Source organism: Azoarcus indigens (assembly GCF_004361735.1).
In the GTDB taxonomy this organism is placed as follows: domain Bacteria; phylum Pseudomonadota; class Gammaproteobacteria; order Burkholderiales; family Rhodocyclaceae; genus Azoarcus; species Azoarcus indigens.
The window spans coordinates 123,363-147,166 of the sequence record NZ_SNVV01000001.1 but is presented as its reverse complement, the minus strand read 5'-3'; the positions used below and the strand labels follow the sequence as shown (position 1 = coordinate 147,166).

General features: G+C 67.9%; 18 protein-coding genes and 1 pseudogene. 8 read left to right on the top strand and 11 right to left on the bottom strand.

All coding sequences use genetic code 11. The annotated features are described in order from the left end of the window. Window positions 1-42 precede the first annotated feature (42 nt). Together xpt and C7389_RS00715 are read right to left on the bottom strand one after the other, a co-directional pair. Entirely contained in the window at window positions 43-642 is a 600-nt protein-coding gene (xpt, locus tag C7389_RS00720) for a xanthine phosphoribosyltransferase (protein WP_133587380.1), read from the bottom strand. Window positions 643-697: 55 nt separating this feature from the next. Next, window positions 698-1,255: a DUF2062 domain-containing protein gene (locus C7389_RS00715; RefSeq protein ID WP_133587377.1), complete on the bottom strand. Its 558-nt coding sequence runs from the start codon at window positions 1,253-1,255 to the stop codon at window positions 698-700. A gap of 101 nt (window positions 1,256-1,356) precedes the next feature. Here C7389_RS00715 and C7389_RS00710 point away from each other — a divergent pair, with 101 nt between their 5' ends. The 3 genes and pseudogenes from C7389_RS00710 to C7389_RS25265 all read left to right on the top strand — a co-directional run. After that, complete coding sequence (locus C7389_RS00710; RefSeq protein ID WP_133587375.1) at window positions 1,357-3,759, top strand: DNA internalization-related competence protein ComEC/Rec2; 2,403 nt, start codon at window positions 1,357-1,359, stop codon at window positions 3,757-3,759. 88 nt (window positions 3,760-3,847) lie between these two features. Then, complete coding sequence (locus C7389_RS00705; RefSeq protein WP_133587373.1) at window positions 3,848-4,789, top strand: alpha/beta fold hydrolase; 942 nt, start codon at window positions 3,848-3,850, stop codon at window positions 4,787-4,789. Between the two features lie 42 nt (window positions 4,790-4,831). Beyond that, window positions 4,832-5,197 (top strand): annotated as a pseudogene (locus C7389_RS25265) (DUF599 domain-containing protein); the annotation flags it as partial. Window positions 5,198-5,470: 273 nt separating this feature from the next. Here C7389_RS25265 and C7389_RS00695 read toward each other — a convergent pair. The 4 genes from C7389_RS00695 to ppsR all read right to left on the bottom strand — a co-directional run bounded on the left by C7389_RS00695 (window position 5,471) and on the right by ppsR (window position 9,864). Then, entirely contained in the window at window positions 5,471-7,099 is a 1,629-nt protein-coding gene (locus C7389_RS00695) for a methyl-accepting chemotaxis protein (protein WP_133587371.1), read from the bottom strand. A 156-nt stretch (window positions 7,100-7,255) separates the two neighbouring features. After that, window positions 7,256-7,690, bottom strand: a complete 435-nt coding sequence (msrB, locus tag C7389_RS00690) for a peptide-methionine (R)-S-oxide reductase MsrB (protein ID WP_133587369.1) — start codon at window positions 7,688-7,690, stop codon at window positions 7,256-7,258. 71 nt (window positions 7,691-7,761) lie between these two features. Further along, entirely contained in the window at window positions 7,762-8,931 is a 1,170-nt protein-coding gene (locus C7389_RS00685) for a DUF2863 family protein (protein WP_133587366.1), read from the bottom strand. Between the two features lie 99 nt (window positions 8,932-9,030). Next, window positions 9,031-9,864, bottom strand: coding sequence for a posphoenolpyruvate synthetase regulatory kinase/phosphorylase PpsR (gene ppsR, locus C7389_RS00680; protein WP_133587364.1), 834 nt, complete (start codon window positions 9,862-9,864; stop codon window positions 9,031-9,033). Between the two features lie 122 nt (window positions 9,865-9,986). Here ppsR and ppsA point away from each other — a divergent pair, with 122 nt between their 5' ends. From ppsA to C7389_RS00660, 4 genes are all read left to right on the top strand, one after another. After that, entirely contained in the window at window positions 9,987-12,353 is a 2,367-nt protein-coding gene (gene ppsA / locus C7389_RS00675; RefSeq protein WP_133587362.1) for a phosphoenolpyruvate synthase, read from the top strand. 228 nt (window positions 12,354-12,581) lie between these two features. Continuing rightward, window positions 12,582-13,541, top strand: a complete 960-nt coding sequence (locus C7389_RS00670; RefSeq protein WP_133587360.1) for a M23 family metallopeptidase — start codon at window positions 12,582-12,584, stop codon at window positions 13,539-13,541. 51 nt (window positions 13,542-13,592) lie between these two features. Beyond that, window positions 13,593-13,922, top strand: a complete 330-nt coding sequence (locus C7389_RS00665) for a hypothetical protein (RefSeq protein ID WP_133587358.1) — start codon at window positions 13,593-13,595, stop codon at window positions 13,920-13,922. A gap of 41 nt (window positions 13,923-13,963) precedes the next feature. After that, complete coding sequence (locus C7389_RS00660; protein ID WP_133587356.1) at window positions 13,964-14,422, top strand: bactofilin family protein; 459 nt, start codon at window positions 13,964-13,966, stop codon at window positions 14,420-14,422. 41 nt (window positions 14,423-14,463) lie between these two features. Here C7389_RS00660 and C7389_RS00655 read toward each other — a convergent pair whose 3' ends face one another. Genes C7389_RS00655 through C7389_RS00635 form a run of 5 tightly spaced genes read right to left on the bottom strand, consistent with a single transcriptional unit; the run spans window position 14,464 to window position 19,622 of the window. Next, window positions 14,464-15,165 carry a phosphatase PAP2 family protein gene (locus C7389_RS00655; RefSeq protein ID WP_133587354.1) on the bottom strand — a complete coding sequence of 234 codons (702 nt, stop codon included), beginning with the start codon at window positions 15,163-15,165 and terminating at the stop codon, window positions 14,464-14,466. Then, entirely contained in the window at window positions 15,162-16,799 is a 1,638-nt protein-coding gene (locus C7389_RS00650) for an ArnT family glycosyltransferase (RefSeq protein WP_133587353.1), read from the bottom strand. Before C7389_RS00650 ends, C7389_RS00655 begins: the two co-directional genes overlap by 4 nt. Continuing rightward, complete coding sequence (locus C7389_RS00645; RefSeq protein WP_133587351.1) at window positions 16,796-17,842, bottom strand: glycosyltransferase family 2 protein; 1,047 nt, start codon at window positions 17,840-17,842, stop codon at window positions 16,796-16,798. The genes C7389_RS00650 and C7389_RS00645 overlap by 4 nt, the downstream gene beginning before the upstream one ends. Continuing rightward, window positions 17,839-18,816: a lysylphosphatidylglycerol synthase domain-containing protein gene (locus tag C7389_RS00640; protein WP_133587349.1), complete on the bottom strand. Its 978-nt coding sequence runs from the start codon at window positions 18,814-18,816 to the stop codon at window positions 17,839-17,841. The genes C7389_RS00645 and C7389_RS00640 overlap by 4 nt, the downstream gene beginning before the upstream one ends. Beyond that, complete coding sequence (locus C7389_RS00635) at window positions 18,813-19,622, bottom strand: phosphatase PAP2 family protein (protein WP_133587347.1); 810 nt, start codon at window positions 19,620-19,622, stop codon at window positions 18,813-18,815. The genes C7389_RS00640 and C7389_RS00635 overlap by 4 nt, the downstream gene beginning before the upstream one ends. Window positions 19,623-19,815: 193 nt before the next feature. Between C7389_RS00635 and purL the strand changes: the two genes are divergently transcribed. Continuing rightward, the gene (purL, locus tag C7389_RS00630; protein WP_133587345.1) at window positions 19,816-23,754 is read left to right on the top strand and encodes a phosphoribosylformylglycinamidine synthase; all 3,939 of its coding nucleotides are present in this window, start codon (window positions 19,816-19,818) and stop codon (window positions 23,752-23,754) included. Window positions 23,755-23,804: the final 50 nt, after the last annotated feature.

Below are 23,804 nucleotides of genomic sequence, written 5' to 3'. Positions count from 1 at the left end.
GCGTCAGCGCGGGGAAAGCCGCCGCTGGGCCATAGGCCGGGCTCAGGATTTGCGCATGATGGCGCGGCCGTCTTCGAGCCGTTCGACCTGGGCCAGCGTGGCTACCGGTACCGCCAGCGCATCGATCAGCGCGCGGCCCGGCATGAAACACTTCTCGACGATGAAGCCGGCGGCCATCACCTGGGCGCCGGCTTCGCGCGCCATCTCCACCAGTGCCACCGCGGTGCGGCCGTTGGCGAGGAAGTCGTCCACGATGGCGACCCGGGCGCCGGCGGCGATGTAGCGCTGCGACAGCACCAGCTTGATATCGCCGCCCTTCGTAGGCGAGGGGATGATGCGCGACAGGAAGGGCGACTCCACCTGCGGCGAGTATTTCTTCGCGTACACCAGCGGCACGTTCAGGGCCTGGGCCACCACCAGCGCCGGCGCGATGCCACTGGCCTCGGCGGTGAGGATGACGTTCGGCTGGCTGGCCGAGATGCGCCGCGCCATCTCCCGACCGAGCTCGAGGATGAAGGCTGGCTCGATGCGGTGGTTGAGGAAGTGGTCGATGCGCAGGATGCGGTCGCCGATGACGGTGGCCTCGTTCTCGATGCGGCGCACCAGCGGGCCATAGGCGGCAGCAAGTTCGGTGGAGTTCATTCTCGGGTCCTGGAAACGCAACCGCCCCGAAACCGGGGCGGGAAAGGCGCGCATTTTAGCGCAGCGGCGGAGCCTTGGGCGGGCGCTGGCGGCGGCGCCGCCAGGCCCGGATCAGCCAAGCCCGCCAGGCGCCGCGCACGCCGAAATAGCCAATCACAGCCAGGATGGCAGCGAGCAGGACGAGGCCGAGCGCGAGCGGTTTGCCCAGGGCGCTCATCCAGCCGATCAGCGCGCCGGCCCAGTCGATCATGCCCATGCCGTTGGGCTCCGGCGGCGCGGTGAAGCCGCCGCTGTCCGCGCCCAGCACGCGGGCGCCCAGCAGATAGGCGAGCAGGTAGAGCGGCACGATGGTCAGCGGGTTGGTGTAGAGCGTGGTCAGCAGCGCCAGCGGCAGATTCACCCGGAACAGCACGCAGCATACGGCGGCGCTCGGCATCTGCAGCGGACCGGGGATGAGCCCGCAGAACAGCCCCACCGCCACCGCGCCGGCGGCGGAGTGGCGGTTCAGGTGCCACAGCCGGGGGTGCAGCAAGGTGTTGGCGAAGGGCCGCAGCCAGCGGTTGTCGCGGATGCTGCCGTGGTCGGGGAGGAAGCGCTTGAGTGATTTACGCATGGCGGAGTCCGGCGGGAATTCTAATTGAGCTTCCGCCAGGCGTGCTTTTGCAGCACGCCCGGCTTGCCTGGCCGGAGGGGCGGCGTTCATGATGTTGTTCTATGCGAATGGCGATTCTCCTGTTTGCGGCCGGTATCTGCGGCCTGCAGTCCATGGCGGCACTGCCTCCGGCCGAGGTGCTGACGGGCTGTGGTGGGTTTTCGACCGCGGCGGCCCTGGCTGCGTTTCACATGCGTCGGAGTTCGCCTGCCGCCGCGATGCTGTTGCTGGGCATGGTGGCGGTCTGCGGTGGCTTCCTGTGGGCCGCTTGGCGGGCGGAAATCCGGTTGGCGGACGGGCTGCCGGCCGTCTGGGAAGGGCGGGACGTGGTGCTGCGCGGACGGGTGGCAGATCTGCCACAGAGGATGGAGGAAGGCGTGCGCTTCGGCTTCCGGGTGGAGGTGGTGGAGCCCGCGGAGGGGGACTCCGTGCCGCAGGTGCCTGAGAATATCCAGCTCTCCTGGTACCGTCCGCGGCCGCGCACGGCCGAAGCCGCACCGGTTGAAGGGGACGGGGAGGGCGGAGAGGTGGAGGAGGAGGTCATGCCGGCGCGGGCCGGCGAACTCTGGCGCCTGAAAGTGCGGCTCAAACGCCCTCACGGCTTCGTCAATCCGAATGGCTTCGACTACGAGGCCTGGCTGTTGCAGCGGGGCATACGGGCCACCGGCTATGTGCGCACCTCCGCGGACAACCATTTGCTGGCGGCAGATGGCGGCGGCTTCCTGGCCTGGGTGCATGGTCTGCGCGGCGAGGTGCGCGACCGCTTCCTCGCCACCTTGCCGGAGGCGCCCTACGCCGGCGTGCTGGTGGCGCTGGTGGTGGGTGACCAACGTGCGATTCCGAATGCGCAATGGGATGTGTTCCGCAACACCGGCCTCACTCATCTGGTCGCGATCTCGGGCATGCACGTCTCACTCTTCGCGCTGCTGGCCGGTGGTGCGCTTGGCCTGGCCTGGCGGCGCTTGCCCTGGCTGGCGCTGCGGCTGCCTGCGCGCAAGGCGGCCGCGGTGGCTGCACTGGCCGGCGGCGTTGCCTACGGCCTGCTGGCTGGCCTGGGGTTGCCGGTGCAGCGCGCGCTGGTGATGCTCGCCGTGCTGGCGGTCGCGTGGATGCTGGGGCGAGAGGTCGCGCCCAGCCGGGTACTGGCACTGGCCTTGTTCAGCGTGCTGCTGGCGGACCCCTGGGCGGTGCTGGCGCCAGGGTTCTGGCTGTCCTTCGGCGCTGTGGCCACCATCCTGCTGGTGGCCAGCGGACGGCTGGGTGGGAAACGCGGTGGCTGGCGGGAGGCGACGCGGCTGCAATTGGGCATCACGCTGACCTTGCTGCCGGCGCTGCTGGCGCTGTTCCAGTCCTTTTCGGTGGTGGCACCGCTGGCGAATGCGGTTGCGATTCCGGCGATCAGCTTCCTGGTCACGCCGCTGGCCCTGCTGGCCGCCGCGGTGCCGGTGGACGCGCTGCTGCATATGGCGCACTGGCTGATGGCGATCACCATGATTCCGGTCGACTGGCTGGCAGCATCGCCCTGGGCCTTGTGGCAACAGGCTGTGCCGCCGCTGCCGCTGATCGTGGCCGGCACGGCGGCGACGGCCGTGCTGCTTTTGCCTCGCGGCGCCGGCGGCAAGCTGGCGGCGGTCGCGGTGCTGCTCGCGTTGCTGAGCTGGCGGCCGCCACGGCCGCAGGAAGGCGAGTTCTGGCTGACGGTGCTGGATCTGGGCAATGGTCTGTCGGTGCATCTGCAGACGGCGCGGCACGACCTGCTCTACGACGCCGGGCCGCCCTACGGGCCAGCGGCGGATGCCGGCAGCAGGGTAGTGCTGCCCTATCTGACCGGGCTGGGCGTGCAGCGGCTGGACCTGCTGTTGCTTTCCCATGACGACATGGACCACATCGGCGGCGCCGAGGCGGTACTGGCGGGCATGCGGGTGGAGGCGGCGATGGCTTCGGAGACGTTGCCCCTGCTGGCGACGGCCGGGCTTCCGGTGAGCCGCTGCGAGACCGGGACGAACTGGTCCTGGGACGGCGTGGTCTTCGAGGTGCTGCATCCCCAACCCGGTCACGCCCCGGCTCGGCGCAACAACGATGACTCCTGCGTGCTGCGCGTCCGCGGGGCCGGCGGCTCGGCGCTGCTGGTGGGCGATATCGAGGCTCGCGCCGAGGCGGCGCTCGTCGGCCGCCTGGGCGATGCGCTGGCGAGCGAACTGATCGTGGTTGCCCACCACGGCAGCCGCAGTTCCTCCACTGCGCGTTTCGTCGACAGCGTGCTGCCGGAGGCGGCGCTGTTCTCCAGCGGTTACCGTAACCCCTACGGCCATCCGCATCCGGCCGTGTGGGCACGCTGGCAGGAAGCCGGTGCGCGCAACTGGCGGACCGATGAGCAGGGCGGCTTGATCGCCCGCATGGGGCGCGAGGGCCTGGCGGTGGAGGCGGTACGGGCGCTGCGACCGCGTTACTGGCATGGCCGCTGAGCCCTGAGATGCACGGCATGCGGGGCTTGCCCGCCATGTGCAGCCGGCTGCTAGACTCGGCCGTCATCCAGACCACCGCCGAGCTGCCATGAGCCTGATCTCCGCCTTGCGTCGCCTGTTCGATTCTCCCCAGCCCCTGCGCAACCCGCCGCCGGTCTCGCCGCCGCCCGCCGACGAACCGCGGCTGCGCGAGGTGCAGTGCCTGGGGCCGCACGGCCTGCATCGCATGGCCTACGTGGAATGGGGCGATCCGGCCAATCCCCGGGTGCTGGTCTGCGCACACGGCCTGACGCGCAACAGCCGGGATTTCGATCATCTCGCCCGTGCGCTCTCCAGCCACTACCGTGTCGTCTGTCCGGACGTGGTCGGCCGCGGACGCAGCGACTGGCTGGGGGTGAAGGCGGACTACGGCTTCCCGGTCTATGTCGGTGACATGGTGACCCTGCTGGCACGGCTGGACGTGGAGGAGGTGCATTGGGTGGGCACCTCCATGGGCGGCCTCATCGGCATGCTGCTTGCCAGCCAGCCGCATACGCCGGTGAGGCGGCTTGTGCTCAACGATGTCGGCCCGGTGGTGACCGCCGCCTCGCTGCGCCGCATCGGCCAGTACGTGGGCAAGGCGCCGCGCTTCGACTCCATGGCCGCGGCGGAGGCTTACATCCGCGAGGTCAGCGCGCCCTTTGGCGCGCTCAGCGACGAGCAATGGCGCCATCTCACCGTGCACTCGGTGCGTAAGGTGGAGGGCGGTTACACCATGTGCTACGACCCCGGCATCGGCGACGCCTTCCGCAACACGCCGCTGGTTGCCGACGTGGACCTCTGGTCGGTGTACGACCGTATCGCCTGCCCCACGCTGGCGTTGCGCGGCGCCGCCTCCGACCTGCTGGAGCCGGCGACGCTGCAGGCGATGGCTGGCCGTGGCCCTTGCGCCCGCACGGTGGAGTTCGCCGGCGTCGGCCATGCGCCCATGCTGATGAGTGCGGAGCAGATTGCGGTAGTGAGGGATTTCCTGCTCGAAAGCGAGGCGTGAGCCGGATGCTGTAGACGCTGTACGCCCCCCTGCCGGCGGTGGATGCCAGCTGCGCTGGTCTGGTTTCTGATGGTGTGGATGGGCTACGGCTGGTTCTCCGAAGGCAGCCGCTGGGCCATCCATGGGGTGCAAGGGGCGAGCCGCCGCCACCGTCACGCCTGGGCGCAGCAGATGGTGCAGCGGGAAGTGCGGGTGAGCGATGCGGCGCTGGGCGGCGACCTGATGCAGACGGTGTCCTTCTCTGCCAACACCACCATCTACATCATCGCCGGGCTGCTGGCGCTGTTGGGCACGCTGGATCAGGTGATGAGCTTCGCCGCCGGCCTGCCTTTCGCCAGCAAGCCCAGCCGCGCGCTGTGGGAGCTGAAGCTGCTGGGCGCGTTCGTGGTCGCCTACTTCAAGTTCACCTGCTCCATCCGGCAGTTCAACGTGCTGTCCATCCTCATCGGCGGCACGCCCACCGGCGGTGAGGGCGAGCCCCCCGGGAGGCGGCGTACGCCCGCTGGCCACCGTCAATTCGCTGGCGGGCGACGAGTTCAACCGCGCTATCCGCGCCTACTATTTCGGCCTGACCTCGGTGATCATCATGGTGCTCTACCGGGGATTTCGCTTCCGCGGCCCTGCGCGCACTGCAGTCCTGAGCGCGCCCCCGTGTCCCGGCTGCGGCCGGGCCCGGCGCGGCTACAGGCGGAAGCGGCTGACGGTGCTCAGCATGGTGTCGGCGACCTGCGTCAGCGCCTGGGCCGAGCGGGACGCCTCGGCGGTGGCGGCGCCGGTTTCCTCTGCATGGGTGGCGATCTCCTCCACCCGCTTGGCGACCTCGGCAGAGGCGCCGGACTGTTCCCGCAGCGCGACATCCAGTTCGCCGATGATGCTGGCGACTTGCTGGGAGATGCTCTGCAGGGCGGCGATGGTCCGGCCGGTGTGTTCCGCATGGCCAACGCTGTTGCTCACCGCCTCCACCCCATCGCCTATGCCGGCGACCACTTGGCGGGTGGATTCCTGGATGGCGCGGACCATCTCGGTGATCTCGCCGGTGGATTCGGCGGTGCGCTCCGACAGCTTGCGCACCTCGTCGGCCACGACGGCGAAGCCCCGGCCGTGCTCGCCTGCCCGGGCCGCTTCGATGGCGGCATTGAGCGCCAACAGATTGGTCTGCTCGGCGATCTCCTTGATCACCTGCACGATGCTGGAAATGCGCTGGGAGTCGGTTTCCAGCCCGGCGATGCGCTCTGCCGCGGTCTGCACCACATTGGAGACGCGGCCGATTTCCTCCACCAGCTTGTCCACCGTGCCCTGGCCCTCGAGCGCCTGCCTGCCGGCGTCCGCGGCGAGCCGGCTGGCATCGCCGGTGCTGTCGGACACATGGGTGATAGAGACGGTGAGTTGCTCGACGTTGGCGGCGATGGCCGAGGCGGCTTCGCTCTGTACCGCCACGCTCTGCTCCATCTGCGACACGCCGTCTCCGAGCTGGCGGGCGGCGCCGGACACCTCATCCGCCCCCTGCCTGGTGGATACCAGTGTGTCGCGCAGGGCGGCCTGCATGTCGCCGACTGCGCCGATCAGCGCACCGATCTCGTCGCCGCTGCGCGGCGGCAGGTCGGAACCGGAGAGGTCACGCGCGGCGATGCGCTGCGCTGCCGTCACCACGCGGGAAAGGCGGTTGCTGAGCAGGCGAGAGAAGAAGACGGAACTGGCGAGGGCGAGGAGGGTGCCGATGATCAGCGCGGCAATTGCCGTGGTCCGCGCCTGGGCGGCGGCGCTGGAGCCCATGGCGGTGGCAGCGTCGGCGTTCTGGCGGTTGAACACCACCAGGGCTTCTATGGCGTCGCGGACCCGGTTGGCGGTCGGGAGCCAGGTTTCGCGCTGGACCTGCAGCGCTTCGCTGTCGCGGCCGGCCTTCTCGTGTTCGATGGCGGTATTCACCGCCTTGGCATAGTCCCGGGCCGCGCTGCGCACGGCTTCTATCAGCCGCCTGTCTTCTTCGCCGGCGATGAGTGGGGTGTAGGCGTCGATGGCCTCGTGGAGCGACGTGTCCAATTCGCCCAGCGCCTTTTCCACCTTGGGCTTGTCTGCCGGTCCCGCCAGCAGGTACTCCAGGCTGCGCACCCGGTAGCGCAGGCGCAGTTCGCTGAGCTTGGCTGCCTGTTGCACCGAGGGCAGCCAGTTGCGCGCCACTTCGCTGGCGAGGCTGTCCACCCGGCCGATCTGCACGTAACAGATGATGATGGCAACAATGAAGAGGCCACCGGACACGAGGAAATTGAGGAGCAGCTTTCCGCGTATCGACAAATCGTTGAACCAGCTCATGGCTTCTCCCCCATTCTTGTTGTTGTCCCGGCAGCCTGCAGCGAGGCTGGCCGGCGCTAGCCGGATTTCTCCTCTCTCCGGCTATTCAAGCGGATTAACGGGCCGATGGATTGCCGGGTTTAGGGATTGCTGCCCAAAGCGGGCATCGAGAGCCGCTCAGCGCTCTTCGCGCGTCTCCCCGGAGGGATCCTTTTCGCCGTCGGCGTCCAGATGGATGGAAGCGGAGTTGATGCAGTAGCGCAGGCCGGTGGGCTGCGGGCCGTCTTCGAACACATGGCCAAGGTGGGCGCCGCACTGGTGGCAGAGCACCTCGGTGCGGTGCATGAAGTGGCTGTGGTCGTCGGCGGTTTCCACATTCTGGGCTTCGGCGGCGGTCCAGAAACTGGGCCAGCCGCAGCCCGCGTCGTACTTGTGTTCCGAGCGGAACAGCGGTGCACCGCAGCTGGCACAGGTGTAGGTGCCGTCTTCCCAGCGGTTCCAGTATTCGCCACTGAAGGCGCGTTCCGTGCCTTTCTCGCGCATCACGTGGTATTGCATCGGGGTGAGCGCGGCGCGCCATTCGGCGTCGCTCTTCTTGATCTTGCGGCTCATGGTGTCTCCTCTGTGGGGCGCTGGTGGGCGGGGCGCCTGGCAGGCAAGGGCCCCGGCGGGGCCGGATGGCCTCAGTGCAGATGCCGCGGCAGCTGCTCCGCCTGCTCTTCCGGCATCTCGGCATGCACGATCTCGCCTTCCGGCGAAGGGTACATCGGGGCGCCGCAGTCGTCGCAGTATTCGAGCGGGAAGCGGTGCTCCAGGTTCACGATCTCGCTGACCCCGCACTCCCGCAGGACCGCCTCGATCTGGGCGGCGCAGTCGCTGTTCTCGTCCTCCGCGCCCAGCAGCGGCCAGACGACGCCATGCACTACCTCGTCGTGGTCGCGCAGGGTGAGGCCGATGCGGTATTCCTCCAGGTGGCGGTCCCAGAACGGGGCGATCACCGCCCGCAGATTGGCCGCCGGCGCCTCTAGAGCGGTGCCCAGGTAGGCCACCGAGGCGCGCACCGCATAGGGCCGACTGTCCTTGTCGGCGCTGCGACTCGCGGCGAAATAGGCCTCCGGCAGAACCACTTCCAGCGCGCAGCCGGGTAGTAGCGGGGCAAGGCAGGCGCCGCCCTGGGTGCGCCACTGGTTCAGCGCCTGTTCGCGGCTGCCGTCGGCCTCCTGCCAGCGGAACAGTGGCTGGCCCCTGGGGACCGCCACCGCGGCCAGCAGATAGCGGGTGTCGGACAGGAACTGCGCCGTCTCCGGCATGCCTTCGGTGTCGATGTGCAGGTCCTGGCCGTTCATCGCGGCGCCGCCGATGACGTGGGCGAAGGCGGCGGTGCCGCAATAGCCCTGCGGCAACTGGTCCGGGCTGAACAGGAAGTCGGCGAGCGAGAAGCGCACGCCGTCGGCCAGGATGTGGGCCTGCAGATGAACCCGCAGGTTGGCTAGCACCGCCGGCGGAATCGCGGTGGCGGGGATGCGGTAGCGCGACCAGGCCAGCACGGGGGCCGCGACCAGCAGCACGTCGTGCTCGGCGGACAGGCGGGGGGCGGATTCGGCACGCGACTCGATCTGGTCGGCGAGTTCGTCGTAGGCGCTGGCTTCGGTGCTGTAGAGGTGATCCAGCGCGGCGTTCAGGGTTTCTTCGTCGTTGTCTTCCAGCAGCTCGTCGATGGCGGCGGCCAGGTTCTGTTCCCAGTAGCGGTCCTCCACCCGGCAGCCGGATTCGGCGAGACCGGTGGCGAGCCAGGCGAGTCGTTCGGCGTCGCGGCCTAGGCCGCCACGGCGCTTGAGGCGCGTTCTTTTCATCTCGTGTCCTGAGAATGTCCGGTGGAGCCTGGGCTCCGTGCGGACGGGGGCCGACATTCTAGCCCACTGGCCCGTCTCTCCGCCCGCGCGCGCCCTGCTTCAATAGACAGGGCGGACGAGGCGCACGTTCTGCAGGATGGTGGCCGAGATTTCTTCGATGGACTTGGTGGTGGAATCCAGCCAGCGGATGTTTTCCCGCCGCATCAGCTTCTGCGCGGCGTCGATCTCGTAGCGGCAGTTGTCCAGCGAGGCATAGCGGCTGTTGGGACGGCGCTCCTGCCGGATCTGCGACAGGCGCTCGGGCGAGATGCTGAGGCCGAAGAGCTTGTTGCGGTAGATGTGCAGTTCGCCCGGCAGCTTGTTGCGGTCGAAGTCTTCCGGGATCAGCGGGTAGTTGGCAGCCTTCACGCCGAACTGCACCGCCAGGTAGAGGCTGGTCGGCGTCTTGCCGGAGCGGGACACGCCGACCAGGATCACGTCCGCCTCGGCCAGTTCGCCGTCGGAGGAAACGCCGTCGTCGTGGGCCATGGCGAAGTTGATCGCCTCGATGCGGTTCTTGTAGTCCATGCTGTCGGCGATGCCGTGGAAGCGGCCGACGGTATGGGTAGAGCGCTGGCCCAACTCGGTTTCAAGCGGGCCGATGAAGCGCTCGAACAGGTCGAGGAAGAGCGCGTCCGCCTTGCGCAGGGCGGCGACCGTCTCCGGATTCACCAGCGTGCTGAAGACGATGGGGCGGGCGCCGTCACTGGCGTGGGCTTCCCGGATCTGGTTGGCACAGTCGATGGCTTTGTCGAGGTCGTCCACGAAGGGGATGCGGATTTGCCGCATGCGCGATTCGGGAAACTGGGCGAGCAGGCTGTGACCCAGCGTTTCGGCGGTGATGCCGGTGCCGTCGGAGATGAAGAAGACGCTGCGGATCGGGGTGTCGCTCATGGGTTTTCGGGTCTCGGCGGAAGGGAATATCCGGTATTGGGGCAAACCCTGCGATGCGGCAGAGCAGCAAAACTCTTAAAATCGCATTTTGCTTTCTCCACAACAATTCCGGAAGGCCATCCATGACCCAGTACGTCATCCCCTTCACCGAACTTCGTATGTCCGACGTGGACAAGGTCGGCGGCAAGAACGCCTCGCTGGGTGAAATGATCAGCCAGCTACCTTCCAGCGTGCGGGTTCCCGGTGGTTTCGCGACCACCGCGGATGCCTACCGCGAGTTCCTGGCTCATGAAGGGCTGGTGGATAGGATCAATGCCGCGCTCGACGCGCTGGACGTGGATGATGTGAATGCGCTGGCCCGTACCGGCGCCCAGATCCGCCAGTGGATCGTGGATACCCCGTTCCCGGCCAAGCTGGAAACCGAGATCAAGACGGCCTACGAGAAGATCACCTCCGAAGGCGAGGGCAGCTTCGCCGTCCGCTCCTCCGCCACTGCGGAAGATCTGCCGGACGCCTCCTTCGCCGGCCAGCAGGAAACCTTCCTGAACATCCACGGCTACGAGAACATCCTGCACGCGATGAAGGAAGTGTTCGCGTCGCTGTACAACGACCGCGCCATCGCCTACCGGGTGCACAAGAACTTCGCCCACGCCGATGTCGCCCTCTCCGCCGGCGTGCAGCGCATGGTGCGTTCCGACACCGGCGCCTCCGGCGTAATGTTCACCATCGACACCGAATCCGGTTTCAAGGACGTGGTCTTCATCACCGCTTCCTACGGCCTGGGCGAAACCGTGGTGCAGGGCGCGGTGAACCCGGACGAGTTCTACGTCCACAAGCCCACGCTGGCGTTGGACAAGCCGGCGGTGGTCCGCCGCAACCTGGGCTCCAAGCTGATCAAGATGGTCTTCGCCGACAAGGCGGTGGCCGGCAAGTCGGTGCGCACGGTGGACGTGCCGGAAGCCGACCGCAACCGTTTCTCCCTGACCGACGAAGACGTGCTGGAACTGGCGCGCTACGCGGTGATCATCGAGCAGCACTACGGTCGTCCGATGGACATCGAGTGGGGCAAGGACGGCGAGGACGGCAAGCTGTACATCCTGCAGGCCCGCCCGGAAACGGTGAAGAGCCAGGACAGCGGCCTGGTGATGGAGAAGTACCGCCTCAAGCAGTACAGCAAGGCGCTGGCCCATGGCCGCGCAATCGGCCAGAAGATCGGCGCCGGCACCGTCCGCGTCGTTGCCGACGCCTCCGAAATGAATCGCGTGCAGCCGGGCGACATCCTGGTCACCGACATGACCGACCCGAACTGGGAACCGGTGATGAAGCGTGCCGCCGCCATCGTCACCAACCGCGGCGGCCGTACCTGCCACGCGGCCATCATCGCCCGCGAACTGGGCATTCCCGCAATCGTCGGTTGCGGCAACGCCACCGAGGTGCTGGAAGAGGGTGAATCGGTCACCGCCTCCTGCGCCGAAGGCGACACCGGCTATGTCTATCGTGGCAAGCTGGACTTCGAGGTCATCACCACTGACATGGGCAACCTGCCCGACATCCCGGTGAAGATCATGATGAACGTGGGCAATCCGGAACTCGCCTTCGAGTTCGCGCAGATCCCCAACGGCGGCGTTGGCCTGGCGCGCCTGGAGTTCGTCATCAACAACATGATCGGCATCCACCCCAAGGCCATCCTGGAGCTGTCCCAGGTGCCGGCCAGCCTGCGCGACGAGATCAAGCGCCGCTCCCGCGGCTACGCGACGCCCAAGCAGTTCTTCATCGAGAAGCTGGTGGAGGGCGTGGCCACCATTGCCGCCGCCTTCTACCCGAAGCCGGTCATCGTGCGCATGTCGGACTTCAAGTCCAACGAATACCGCAAGCTGCTCGGCGGCGACATCTACGAGCCGGAGGAAGAGAACCCGATGCTGGGCTTCCGCGGCGCCTCGCGCTACATCGCCCACAGCTTCCGCGACTGCTTCGAGCTGGAATGCGCGGCGATGAAGAAGGTGCGCAACGAGCTGGGCCTGACCAACGTGCAGATCATGATCCCCTTCGTGCGCAACCTGGAAGAGGCGGCCGGCGTGGTGGACCTGCTGGCGGAGCACGGCCTGAAGCGCGGCGTGAACGACCTCAAGCTCATCATGATGTGCGAGATCCCGTCCAACGCCCTGCTGGCCGATCAGTTCCTGCAACACTTTGACGGCTTCTCCATCGGCTCCAACGACCTGACCCAGCTTACCCTGGGCCTGGATCGCGACTCCGGCCTGGTGGCGCATGCTTTCGACGAACGCGATCCCGCGGTCAAGCTGCTGTTGTCGATGGCCATCCAGGCCGCCAACAAGCTGGGCAAGTACGTGGGCATCTGCGGCCAGGGCCCTTCCGACCATGCGGATTTCGCCGAGTGGTTGATGGACGAGGGCATCCAGACCATCTCGCTCAATCCGGACACGGTGGTGGACACCTGGTTGAGGCTCGCCAACCACGGCAAGGCCTAACTCACGCCTGACTTTCGCGAGAACGGCGGCCTGTGTGCCGCCGTTTGCCGTTGACGCAGGTGGGCTGTCGACGCGGGCAAAGGTGCTACACTCTCGGGGTTTTTCTGTTTGACCAAATGAACACGATGGCCCGCTTGCCGCCGTGTTCGCGGTCAGACAGCCGAATTCCACCTTCCGCGCTGAACGACTTGTGTCCCGGTCGGGTGCGGAACGAACCGGAGGACGAGGATGGCACTGGTCATTCTTTCCGCTGGAACGCTCGCCCAGTCCAAGGTCCGCACGCTGAGCCTGCGCATGACCGTGGGGATCGTTTCGGTTTGCCTGCTCGCGGTTGGCGCAGGCGCATTCGCCCTTGGCCTGGGTCTGGGCCGTCAGGCGACCCCCGAGCCGCCGCCGGCAATGGGTCTGAAGTTCGACCAGCCCGAAGGCCGCATGCTGATAGACCGCGTCGGCGAACTGTCCGGCCGCCTGCTGCGGCTCGAGAATGAAGCGCTGACCCTGGCCAGGCGCATCGACGTGGTCAAGGAGTTCGAGGAGGCGCAGAACAGCCGTGAGCTGCCTCCGCCCAGCGCCTACGAAGGAGCGAAGCCGGGTACGCCCGCAGGCGGGCCGCTGATCCCATTGACCGGCGGGAGCGTGAGGGATGTGGTCGAGCCCGCGGAAGCTGTGTCCTCCAGCGGTTTCGATGACCAGGGCAGCGGCCTGAGCCTCTTGGAGCAGGATCTGGTCCGCATGAATGCAACGCTCGCTGCCATTTCTCGTGCGGCCGACGAGCGCAATCTGCAACTGATGACTTTCCCCAGCCGTATTCCGGTGCCTGGCGCCCTGAGGAATTCCTCCTTCGGCAGCCGCATGGATCCCTTCAACCGCAGTGCCGCATTCCACAGCGGGCTGGATTTCCCAGCGCCCCCGGGCACGCCCATCGTCGCCAGCGCGGGTGGGCGGGTGATTTATTCCGGCTACCGCAACGACTACGGATATACCGTCGAGATCGACCACGGCAACGACCTGGTCACCCGCTATGCTCACTGCTCCCGGCTGCTGGTCAAGGCGGGGGAGGTGGTAACGCCGGGTCAGCGCATCGCCGCGGTCGGGACGACAGGGCGCTCCACCGGCCCGCACTTGCATTTCGAGGTCTTGAAGGGCGGGCGTTATTCCAACCCCGAGTTGTATCTCGCCAGTTCCTGAGCCGGGAGCGCGATGCTTTTCTCCCGCCGCTCCCGCTCACACACCCGTTCCTTGACCGCGGGGGCGTTCGAACTCTCGGTGCGCCGCCGCTACCGCCGTGTTGCAGCCATTGCCGGCATCGGCGTTCTGCTTTTTGTGCTGCTTGCCGGCGGCGTGCACTATTTTGAGAAGAAGTGGGCGCCTGCGATTCGTCTCGCCGAACTGGAGCAGCGGAACACCGAGCTGAGGGACGAAGTGGAGCGCCTCAAGCTCGAAGTGCAGATGGAGCATGCGACCCGCGGCGAGTTGGAGAAGCAACTGGCCGATCTCAGCAGCGAGGCGGACAAGTTGAAGAGCGAGCTCGGCTTCTATAAATCCCAGGGCGGCCTGCAGCGCCGCTGAATACCGATTACCGATATCCAACTATCGTCGAGAGGCAGCGCATGTTCGGCAGCAAGAAACAGAGCAAGCAAAGCAAGTCCATCGAAGTCACCAAACTGTCCAGCCTGATCGCCGACAATGTGCAGATCGTCGGCGACGTGGTCTTCTCCGGCGGCCTGCGGGTCGATGGCAGCATCGAAGGCAACGTGGTGAACAAGGAAGGCAGCAATGGCCTGCTGGTGCTGAGCGACAAGGGCAGCATCAAGGGTCGGGTCAGCACCTACGACGCGGTGGTGAACGGCACCATCCAGGGGGATCTGGTGGTACATCACTTCCTGGAGTTGCAGGCGAACGCCCGGGTGTCGGGCAACATCAGCTATCGTCAGCTGCAGATGGAGTGCGGTGCCGAGCTGGAGGGCCAGCTTGCCCGGCTGGACGACGACGCGAAGGAGCGCCGCGCCGAGGACAAGAAGGTGGTCGATCTGCCGCATGCGGCGGGAAGCGCCTCCGGCTCCCGCTGAAAAGGCGCTCCCTGTCGGAAAGCGGTCGCCTGGGCCTTGCTCTAGGCGACCGCTTTTTCCTTGTGCCCAGCCTCGGACTGCGCCGGCAGCCAGCCCAGCCGGCGGAACAGCAGCCAGCAGAACCAGGCAGTGAACCAGGTGGCGTAGAAACTGAACACCACGTCGCTGAGAAAGTGCCCGCCCTGGGAAACGCGGGCGAGCCCGAAGATGCCGCCTGCCACCATCCCGATCAACGTCCACCGCCGGCGAGCGACGGCGCCGCCGAGAAAGCCCAGGCTCACCATGTAGAAGCCGGCGGACGCATGGCCGCTGACGAAGGAACAGTTGGTGTCGCACTCACGGCTGGGAACCATTGCCGGGGTGAAGTGGCTCTGGCCACCGAATTCGCTGACCTTGGCCGGCCGCGCCCGGCCCCAGTTGTCTTTCAGCACCACATCGATCAGCAAGCCAGGCCCCAGCGCCAGCGCCACCAGCAGGTAGCCGACCTGGGCGCGCCGCCGGCGCCCTTTTTCGCTACGCACGAAACAGAAAAAGAACAGGGCGAGGAAGAGGCTGATGATGATGGCTTTGGACATCACCGGAATGCCGCCGTAGAGCGCCATCACCAATGCGTTTTTTTCGCCGTTGAAGCTGCCGTCGCTGAAGAAGGCGGCGCTGGTGGCAAGGTCCAACTGCGGCCAGAGGGTGAACAGCAGGGCGAAGAACACCATGCTGACCACCATCGTGAGGGTGAGGCGACTCATTGTGCCGGGGTCTCCGTATTGTTCTCAGCCGGCGGCGGGCTTGCAGGGGGCTGCGCCTCCACCGGAGGGGCTTCAGCTGCGGGCGGTTCCGGCAAGCGTCTTACCAGCGCGACGCCGCCCTGGCGAAAGAGCTGCTCGTAGCCTTCGGCCGGCACGCGATCGAAGCGGGTGATGGCCATCTCGCCGGGCTCGGGTTCGCGCGAGGGCGTCACCGCTTGCCGATAGACGCTGAAGCTGGGGGCGTCGATCTTCCACGCCACCACATCGCCTTCCTGGCCCCGTGCCACCGCTGCCGCGGCCTTCACTGGCCCCTGCAGCACCTGTCCGATCCAGGGGCTGACCACGCTGGCGAGCAGCAGCACCTGCAGCGTGGCCCCCAGCAGCAGCTTGTTCCACAGTGTGATCCGGGTGCGTAGGCAGATCAGCAGCCAGATCGCGAGGGCGCCCACGGTGGCGGCGTAGTAGCCTGGTCCGGCGGCGCTCAATGCCTGGCCGAGCTGGGCCCGGTAGTAGGTATTGCCGGCATCTCCGGTGGACAGCACCTGCAGGATCAGCGGGAGGACGGCGAACAGCGCCAGCGCAGCCAGCGGCGCGATCAGGTGCGGCCATTCGCGCCGCAGGCTGTCGCGGTGGGCGGCGATCAGCAAGAACAGCGGCGTCGAGCCATAGAGCACGTAGTGCGGCAGCTTGGTGCCGGAAAGGGAGAAGAACACCACCACGAAGCCGGCCCACAGCCACAGGAAGCGGCGCACGCCGGTGCCGGCGTCGTTGCGCAGGTGGCGCAGGCTGGCCAGCAGCGGGCCGGTCCAGGGCAGCATCAGCAGCGGCACCGCGAACACGTAGTAGAACAGGCTGCCGGCGTGGCCTTCCAGCGTGCCGGTGAAGCGCTCCACGTTGTGCTTGAGGATGAAGCCGTCGATGAAATTCTGACCGTGGATGATGAGCGCCGCTGCATACCAGGGCACCACCAGCACCGCCAGGATGATCCAGCCCTGCGGGTCGAACACCGAGCGCAGCCAGCGCTTCCACTCCAGCTTGCTGGCGCAGTAGAGGAAGGTGACCGCGCCCGGCACGATGAGGGCGATCGGCCCCTTGGTGAGCACGCCCAGGCCGATCCACACATAGCTGCGCAGCAGCGGCGCACGGCGGCCGCTTTCCAGGTGGCGCCAGGCGTCGAACAGCGACAGCGCGAGCAGCATGTTGAGCAGCGCGTCTGCCGTGGCGGCGCGGCCGATAGCGAAGGGGCCGATGGCGGTGGCCGCCACCGCCAGCGCGGCGATGGCCGCGTCCGGGCCGAAGCGCTCGCGGGCGAAGTGCCAGGCGGCATAGCTCCACACCGCGGCGCACACCGCCGAAGGCAGGCGGAAGGCCCACTCGGAGGCACCGAAGATCAGGTAACCGATGGCCTGCAGCCAGTACACCAGGATGGGCTTGTCGAAGCGGTGCTCGCCGTTCAGGTAGGTGGACAGGAAGTCGCCGCGCTCGAACATCTCCCGGGTGGCCTCGGAGAAAGCGCCTTCATCCACATCGAACAGCGGCGTGCTGCCGAGGAAGAGGAAGTAGCTGACCAGCGGCAGCAGGAAGACGAGCGCGGTGATGAGGCGCTGCTGCGCGCCCTGCGGCACCGGATTCATTGCGCCACCGGCTGGCGCCAGCCCTCGTCGACCGCCAGTTCGGCATTCGGCCGGGCGAGGTAGGCGCGGGTGTTGCCGGATTCGTAGTAGACGCGGGCGAGCAGCTCGGCGAGCACGCCGGAAGTCACCATCTGCACGCCGGCGATGAGCAGGAAGAAGCCGGCGAACAGCAGCGGCCGGGTACCGATGGATTCACCCAGGAAAACCTTCAGCGCGCCGAGGTAGCACAGGATGGCGCTGCCCAGCGCGCCCAGGCCGATGCCGATGCCGCCGAAGAAGTGGCCAGGGCGGGTGCGGTAGCGCATGAAGAAGTAGACGAAGATCAGGTCCAGCACGACCCGGAAGGTGCGCGAGATGCCGTACTTGGACTGGCCGAAGACGCGGGCGTGGTGGGTCACCACTTCCTGCGCGATGCGCCGCGGCGTGGTCACCGTCGCCAGCCAGGCGGGGATGAAGCGGTGCATCTCGCCGTACAGGCGCACGTTCTTGATCGCGCTGCCGCGGAACACCTTCAGGCTGCAGCCGTAGTCCTTCAGATGCACGCCGGTGAGGCGGGCGATCAGGCGGTTGGCGATGCGCGAGGGAATCTTGCGCAGCAGCAGGCCGTCCTGGCGGTCCTTGCGCCAGCCGGCGACCAGGTCAAGGTCCTCGGTCAGCAGGCGGTTCACCATGCGCGGGATGTCGATGGGGTCGTTCTGCAGGTCGCCGTCCATGGTCACGATCACCGTGCCGCGGGCCGCGTCCAGGCCGGCCTGCATGGCCGCTGTCTGCTTGAAGTTGCGCATCAGCTCGATGATGCGCACATGCGGCCCGTAGAGTTCGGCGCAGCGCGCCAGCTCGGCCGGCGTGGAGTCGGAGCTGCCGTCATCCACCAGCACCACTTCCCACGGCCAGGGGTAAGGGCCGAGGGCGAGATGGATGCGTTCCAGCAGCGGCTCGACGTTCTCCGCTTCGTTGTACATCGGCACCACCACGGACAAGGTGTGCTTGGGCAGGCCGGCCGGAATCTGCGGCTCGGCGGCAGGGAGCGGGGATAGGCTCATGGGTTCGAAGCGGTCTCGCAAGAAATGTTCGGGGGGTTCCGCGGCGCGGAATCCGGAGCGTCGTTGTCGTCGGACGGGGCCTGTCGGCCCGGGCCCGCATTGGGGAACAGCCAGGCGATGGCGCCGGCACTGACTGCGCAGGCGATGACGAAAAGGTGCAGGGCAAGCGCTGCGCGCAAGCCGTCTGCGAAGCCGATGCCGGTGCTTGCCAGCGCGGCGGCGGCGCCCGCCTCGTAGGTGCCGAAGCCAGCCACGCCCTGTATCGGCAGGATGGCCGCCAGTTCTGCGCCCAGCGCGCCGGCCACGCCCTGCGCCGGCACGGCCGCCAGCAGTGCGCTCAGCAGCCAGGCCTGGGCGGCAAGCTTCACCGACCAGTTGGCGATGGTCCACAGCCAACCGTAGCGGGCATGACGGGTGGACTCGGCAAAAGCGTCGCGCAGCTTGCCCAGCTTGCTGGCGAAGGCGCCGCCTTCCGCCCACCCATGGGGGCGGCGGGCCCAGCGCGGCAGCGCCCATGCGGATACCAGCAGGCCGGCGCAGGCGAGCAACCGCAGCGCCAATGGCACGCCCGGCCACATCGCCACCGCCACCACGCCTACCACCAACGCATCCTGCAGCCGGAACCAGAACAGCGACGCCATTGCACGCGGCAGCGGCGTGGCGAAGGTACGGCGCAGCAGTACCGGGAAGGCCGCCTCGCCGCCGCGGAAAGGCACCACGTTCACCATGGCGTTGTGAATGAGCACGATGCGCAGACAGGCGCCGAAGCGGCCGCGGGCATCATGGCGGAACTCGTCGTACACCCGCAGTGCCCGCAGCAGGTAGCTGCAAAACATGCCGGCCACCGTCACCGCGATGACGCCGGGCGTGAGGCGGGCAAAGGTCGCGCCCACCTCGCGCCAGCGCGCATCGGCGAGCAGCCAGGCAAGCAGGGCGATGCTGACCGCGAGGGCGAGCAGGCGGCTGGCCTTCACGTCGCCTTGCCCGCCGCGCGCGGATGCAGCCAGGCCCAGCCGGCGCCCAGCAGGCCGCAGGCCACCAGCAGGTATTGCGACCACAGACCTTCCGGATAGCCCAGATCCTCTATCGCCAGCGCGATCGCCAGGATGAACAGCAGCACCGCGGTGAAACGCAGCCCCCGGGCATGCTCCCAGAAGCGCCAGCGGTCCGCCCACCAGGTGCCCAGGGCGGCGCACAGCCAGCCGCCGGCGGCGCCGGCGAAAACGTCCAGCGGCCAGTGGGCGCCGACGGCGAGGCGGGAGAAGCCCACCAGCGCGGCCAGCGCCAGCGCCACCCAGCCCACCCAGCGGCGCTCGTCCGCGGTGGCACAGAAGGTGAAGACGCCTGCGAGGACGAAGGCGGTGGTGGTGTGGCCGGAGGGGAAGGAATTGGTGCGCAGCGGCAGCCCGATCACGGTGATCGCATCCACGCCCAGCACCGCGGCTGGCCGGGGCTCGGCGAAGATCGCCTTCAGGCCTTGCGCATAGAGGATGGCCGCCGGGGCGGCCAGCACCGCCGACGCCACCCAGCGGGGACGCCACAGCAACACCGGCCCCAGCATGGAAAAGGCACCCAGCGTGGCGCCGAAATTGGTGATGCCGGCCCACAGCGCCGCCGGCAGCAGGTACTGCGCCGCCGCGTTGGTGATGACGAACCAGTCCTCATTGCGGCCGCCGAAGAACACGTACAAGGCCAGGGCGCCGGAGAGGATCGACGGAAGGAAGATCCAGGCCGCGGACGGCAGGGTGGACGGGCGGGGAGGGGAATTCGGTACGGTCATCGGCCAGCGGGTCGGTGCAAACGCGTGATTTTATCCGATTGCTCCGCTTTGCCGGTTTTCGGTGGCCGGGCGGAGGTGTTGCCGGCGAACGGTGCCGGGGGCTCGGGTATAATCCGCCGTTTCGATCCGCCGCACGCCCCGGCGTTCCCTTCCCTGTCGGCGGACCTCAATTTCCCCTCCATTTCCCATCGAAATGACCGAAATCCTCAAGCTGCGTGGCGCTCCGGCGCTGTCTTCATCCCGTCTGGAGCGCCTGTCCCGGCGTTTTGCTGCCGCCCTGCCCAGGTTCAAGAGCGTGGCGGCCGAGCACTGGTACTTCGTCGAGTTGTCCGCGCCGCTGACGGCGGAAGAGCTGGACCGCCTGGTCGACCTGCTGGATGCGCGCCCGGCGGGCAGCGCGCCGGAGGGCAGCCTGCTGCTGGTGGTGCCGCGCCTGGGTACCATCTCGCCTTGGTCATCCAAGGCCAGCGACATCGTGCGCCAGTGTGGTTTCGACAAGATTGTGCGGGTGGAGCGGGGCACCGCCTACACCGTGGCCGGCAAGGATCTGGACGAGGCGCGCCGCGCCCTGGCGCTGCCGCTGGTGCATGACCGCATGACCGAATCGGTGCTGGCGGACGTGAATCAGGCCGAGGCGCTATTCCACCATTACGAACCGCAGCCCCTGAGTTCGGTGGACATCCTCGGCGGCGGCCGCGCTGCGCTGGAGCAGGCCAATGGCGAGCTGGGCCTTGCCCTGTCCGAGGACGAAGTGGATTACCTGGTGGAGAACTTCGGCCGCATCGGCCGCAACCCCACCGACGTCGAACTGATGATGTTCGCTCAGGCGAACTCCGAACACTGCCGCCACAAGATCTTCAACGCCGACTGGGTGATCGATGCCCGGCCGATGGAGAAGAGCCTGTTCGGCATGATCAAGGACACCCACAAGGCGCATCCGCAGGGCACCGTGGTGGCCTACTCGGACAATGCCTCGGTGATCGAGGGCGCGGTGGTGCCGCGGCTGTATCCGGATGCCGACGGCGCTTTCCGCTACCACGAGGAAGCAACCCACATCCTCGCCAAGGTGGAAACCCATAACCACCCGACCGCGATCTCGCCCTTCCCGGGCGCTTCCACCGGCGCCGGCGGCGAGATCCGCGACGAAGGCGCCACCGGCCGCGGCTCGCGGCCCAAGGCTGGCCTGGCCGGCTTCTCGGTGTCCAACCTCAATCTGCCGGACGCGGTGCAGCCCTGGGAGCGCGCCTACGGCAAGCCGGAGCGCATCGCCTCCGCGCTGGACATCATGATCGAAGGTCCGCTGGGCGCAGCGGCCTTCAACAATGAGTTCGGCCGCCCCAACCTGGCGGGCTACTTCCGCACCTTCGAGCAGGAAGTGCAGGGCGAGGTACGCGGCTACCACAAGCCCATCATGATCGCCGGCGGCGTCGGCAACATCCAGGCGCAGCAGGCGGACAAGCCCAAGTTCCCACCGGGCACGCTGCTGATCCAGCTCGGTGGCCCGGGCATGCTCATCGGCCTCGGCGGCGGCGCAGCTTCCTCCATGGCCACCGGCACCAATACCGCCGACCTGGATTTCGCCTCGGTGCAGCGCGGCAACCCGGAGATCCAGCGCCGCTGCCAGGAAGTGATCGACGCCTGCTGGCAGCGCGGCAGCGCCAACCCCATCATCGCCATCCATGACGTCGGCGCCGGCGGTCTCTCCAACGCCATGCCGGAGCTAGCCGACCACGCCGGCCTGGGTGCGCACTTCGAGTTGCGCGAGGTGCACATCGAAGAGCCGGGCATGAGCCCGCGCGAAATCTGGAGCAACGAGTCGCAGGAGCGCTACGTGCTGGCGGTGGCGCCGGCCGATCTCGACGTGTTCCGCGCCATCTGCGAACGCGAGCGTTGCCCCTTCGCGGTACTGGGCCAAGCCACCGCGGACGGCCAGCTCACCGTTTCCGACCGCCACTTCGGCAACAAGCCGGTGGACATGGAGATGCAGGTGCTGCTCGGCAAGCCGCCGAAGATGACCCGCAACGTCTCCCGCCGCGCCGTCTACCTGCCGCCCTTCGACGTCGCCGGGCTGGACCTCAAGGACGCCGCGCTGCGCGTGCTGCGCAACCCGACGGTGGCGAGCAAGCGCTTCCTGATCACCATCGGCGACCGCTCGGTGGGCGGCCTCACCGCGCGCGACCAGATGGTCGGCCCGTGGCAGGTGCCGGTGGCCGACGTCGCCGTCACCGCCATGAGTTTCCACGGCTACCGCGGCGAAGCCTTCGCCATGGGCGAACGCACCCCGCTGGCGCTGCTGGACGCGCCGGCTTCCGGCCGCATGGCCATCGGCGAGGCGGTGACCAACATCGCCGCCGCCGACATCGGCGAACTGGGCGAGGTCAAGCTCTCCGCCAACTGGATGGCCGCCGCCGGCCACCGCGGCGAGGATGCCAAGCTGTACGACGCGGTCAAGGCGGTGTCCGAATTCTGCGTCGCCGCCGGCCTTTCCATCCCGGTGGGCAAGGATTCGCTGTCCATGCGTACCGCTTGGAACGAAGGTGGCGAGGACAAGCAGGTGGTGGCGCCGATGTCGCTGATCGCCACCGCCTTCGCGCCGGTCGCCGACATCCGCAACACCCTGACGCCGCAGCTGCAGTTCCCCGAAGGCGTGGCCACCGAGCTGCTGCTGATCGACCTCGGCAAGGGCGCCAACCGCCTCGGCGGCTCGGTGCTGGCCCAGGTGTTCAACTCGGTCGGCGAGCATGCGCCTGACGTGGCGCCGGCCGAACTGGCCGCTTTCTTCGCCGCGGTGCAGCGCCTGCGCCGCGAGGGCCTGATCCTGGCCTACCACGACCGCTCCGACGGCGGCCTGTTCGCCGCGGTGTGCGAGATGGCCTTCGCCTCCAGGTGCGGCCTGTCGCTGGTGCTGGACACCGTCTGCTACGACCCTTACATGAACGATGTGGACGGCCTGGAGAAGAAGCCGGACACGCTCAAGGGCCGCTTCGACGACCGCCTGGTCGGCGGCCTGTTCGCCGAGGAACTGGGCGCGGTGGTGCAGATCCGCCGCGACGACCGCGCCCGCATCACCGCGCTGCTGCGCGAAGCCGGACTGGCCTACCACTTCATCGGCGAGCCCAACGACAAGGACGAGCTGCGCTTCTGGCGCAGCGCCAAGCTGGTGCTGTCCGCTTCGCGCGTCGAGCTGCTGCAGGCCTGGTCGGACACCAGCTACCGCATCGCCGCGCTGCGTGACGACGCCGATTGCGCCCGCGAGGAGTTCGACGCGCTGGCCGACGCCGCCGACCCCGGCCTGTCGGTCAGCCTGAGCTTCGATGTCACCGAAGATGTGGCGGCGCCCTTCATCGCCAGCGGCGTGCGGCCCAAAGTCGCGGTGCTGCGGGAGCAGGGCGTCAATTCCCAGTTCGAGATGGCGGCCGCCTTCGAGCGCGCCGGCTTCGAGCCGGTGGACGTGCATATGTCCGACCTGCAGTCCGGCCGTCGGAGCCTGGCGCAGTTCCACGGCCTGGCGGCCTGCGGCGGCTTCTCCTACGGCGACGTGCTCGGCGCCGGCCAGGGCTGGGCCAAGTCCATCCTCTTCAACCCGGCGCTGCGCGTCCAGTTCGAGGCCTTCTTCGGCCGCAGCGACACCTTCGCGCTGGGCGTCTGCAACGGCTGCCAGATGATGGCCCACCTCGCACCCATCATCCCCGGCGCCCAGGCTTGGCCGACCTTCCACCGCAACCGCAGCGAGCAGTTCGAGGCCCGCTTCGTCATGGCGGAAGTGCTGGAAAGCCCCTCCATCCTGCTCGCCGGCATGGCCGGCAGCCGCATGCCGGTGGTGGTCAGCCACGGCGAGGGCAGGGTGGTGTTCGCGCCCGGCGCCGATCCGGCCCAGGCCATCGCCGCACTGCGCTATGTAGACAATGCCGGCAAGCCGACCGAGCGCTACCCGGCCAACCCCAACGGTTCCGCCGGCGGGCAGACCGGCTTCACCACCCCGGACGGCCGCTTCACCATCATGATGCCGCACCCGGAACGCACCGCCCGCACCCTGCAGATGTCCTGGGCGCCGCAGGAACTGCGCCACGCAAGCCCGGACGCTTCGCCCTGGCTGCGCCTGTTCCGCAACGCCCGCCGCTGGCTGGGCTGATTGCCGGATCCAAGACGGTGTAGTGTGAACGTCGGGGCCGCAAGGCCCCG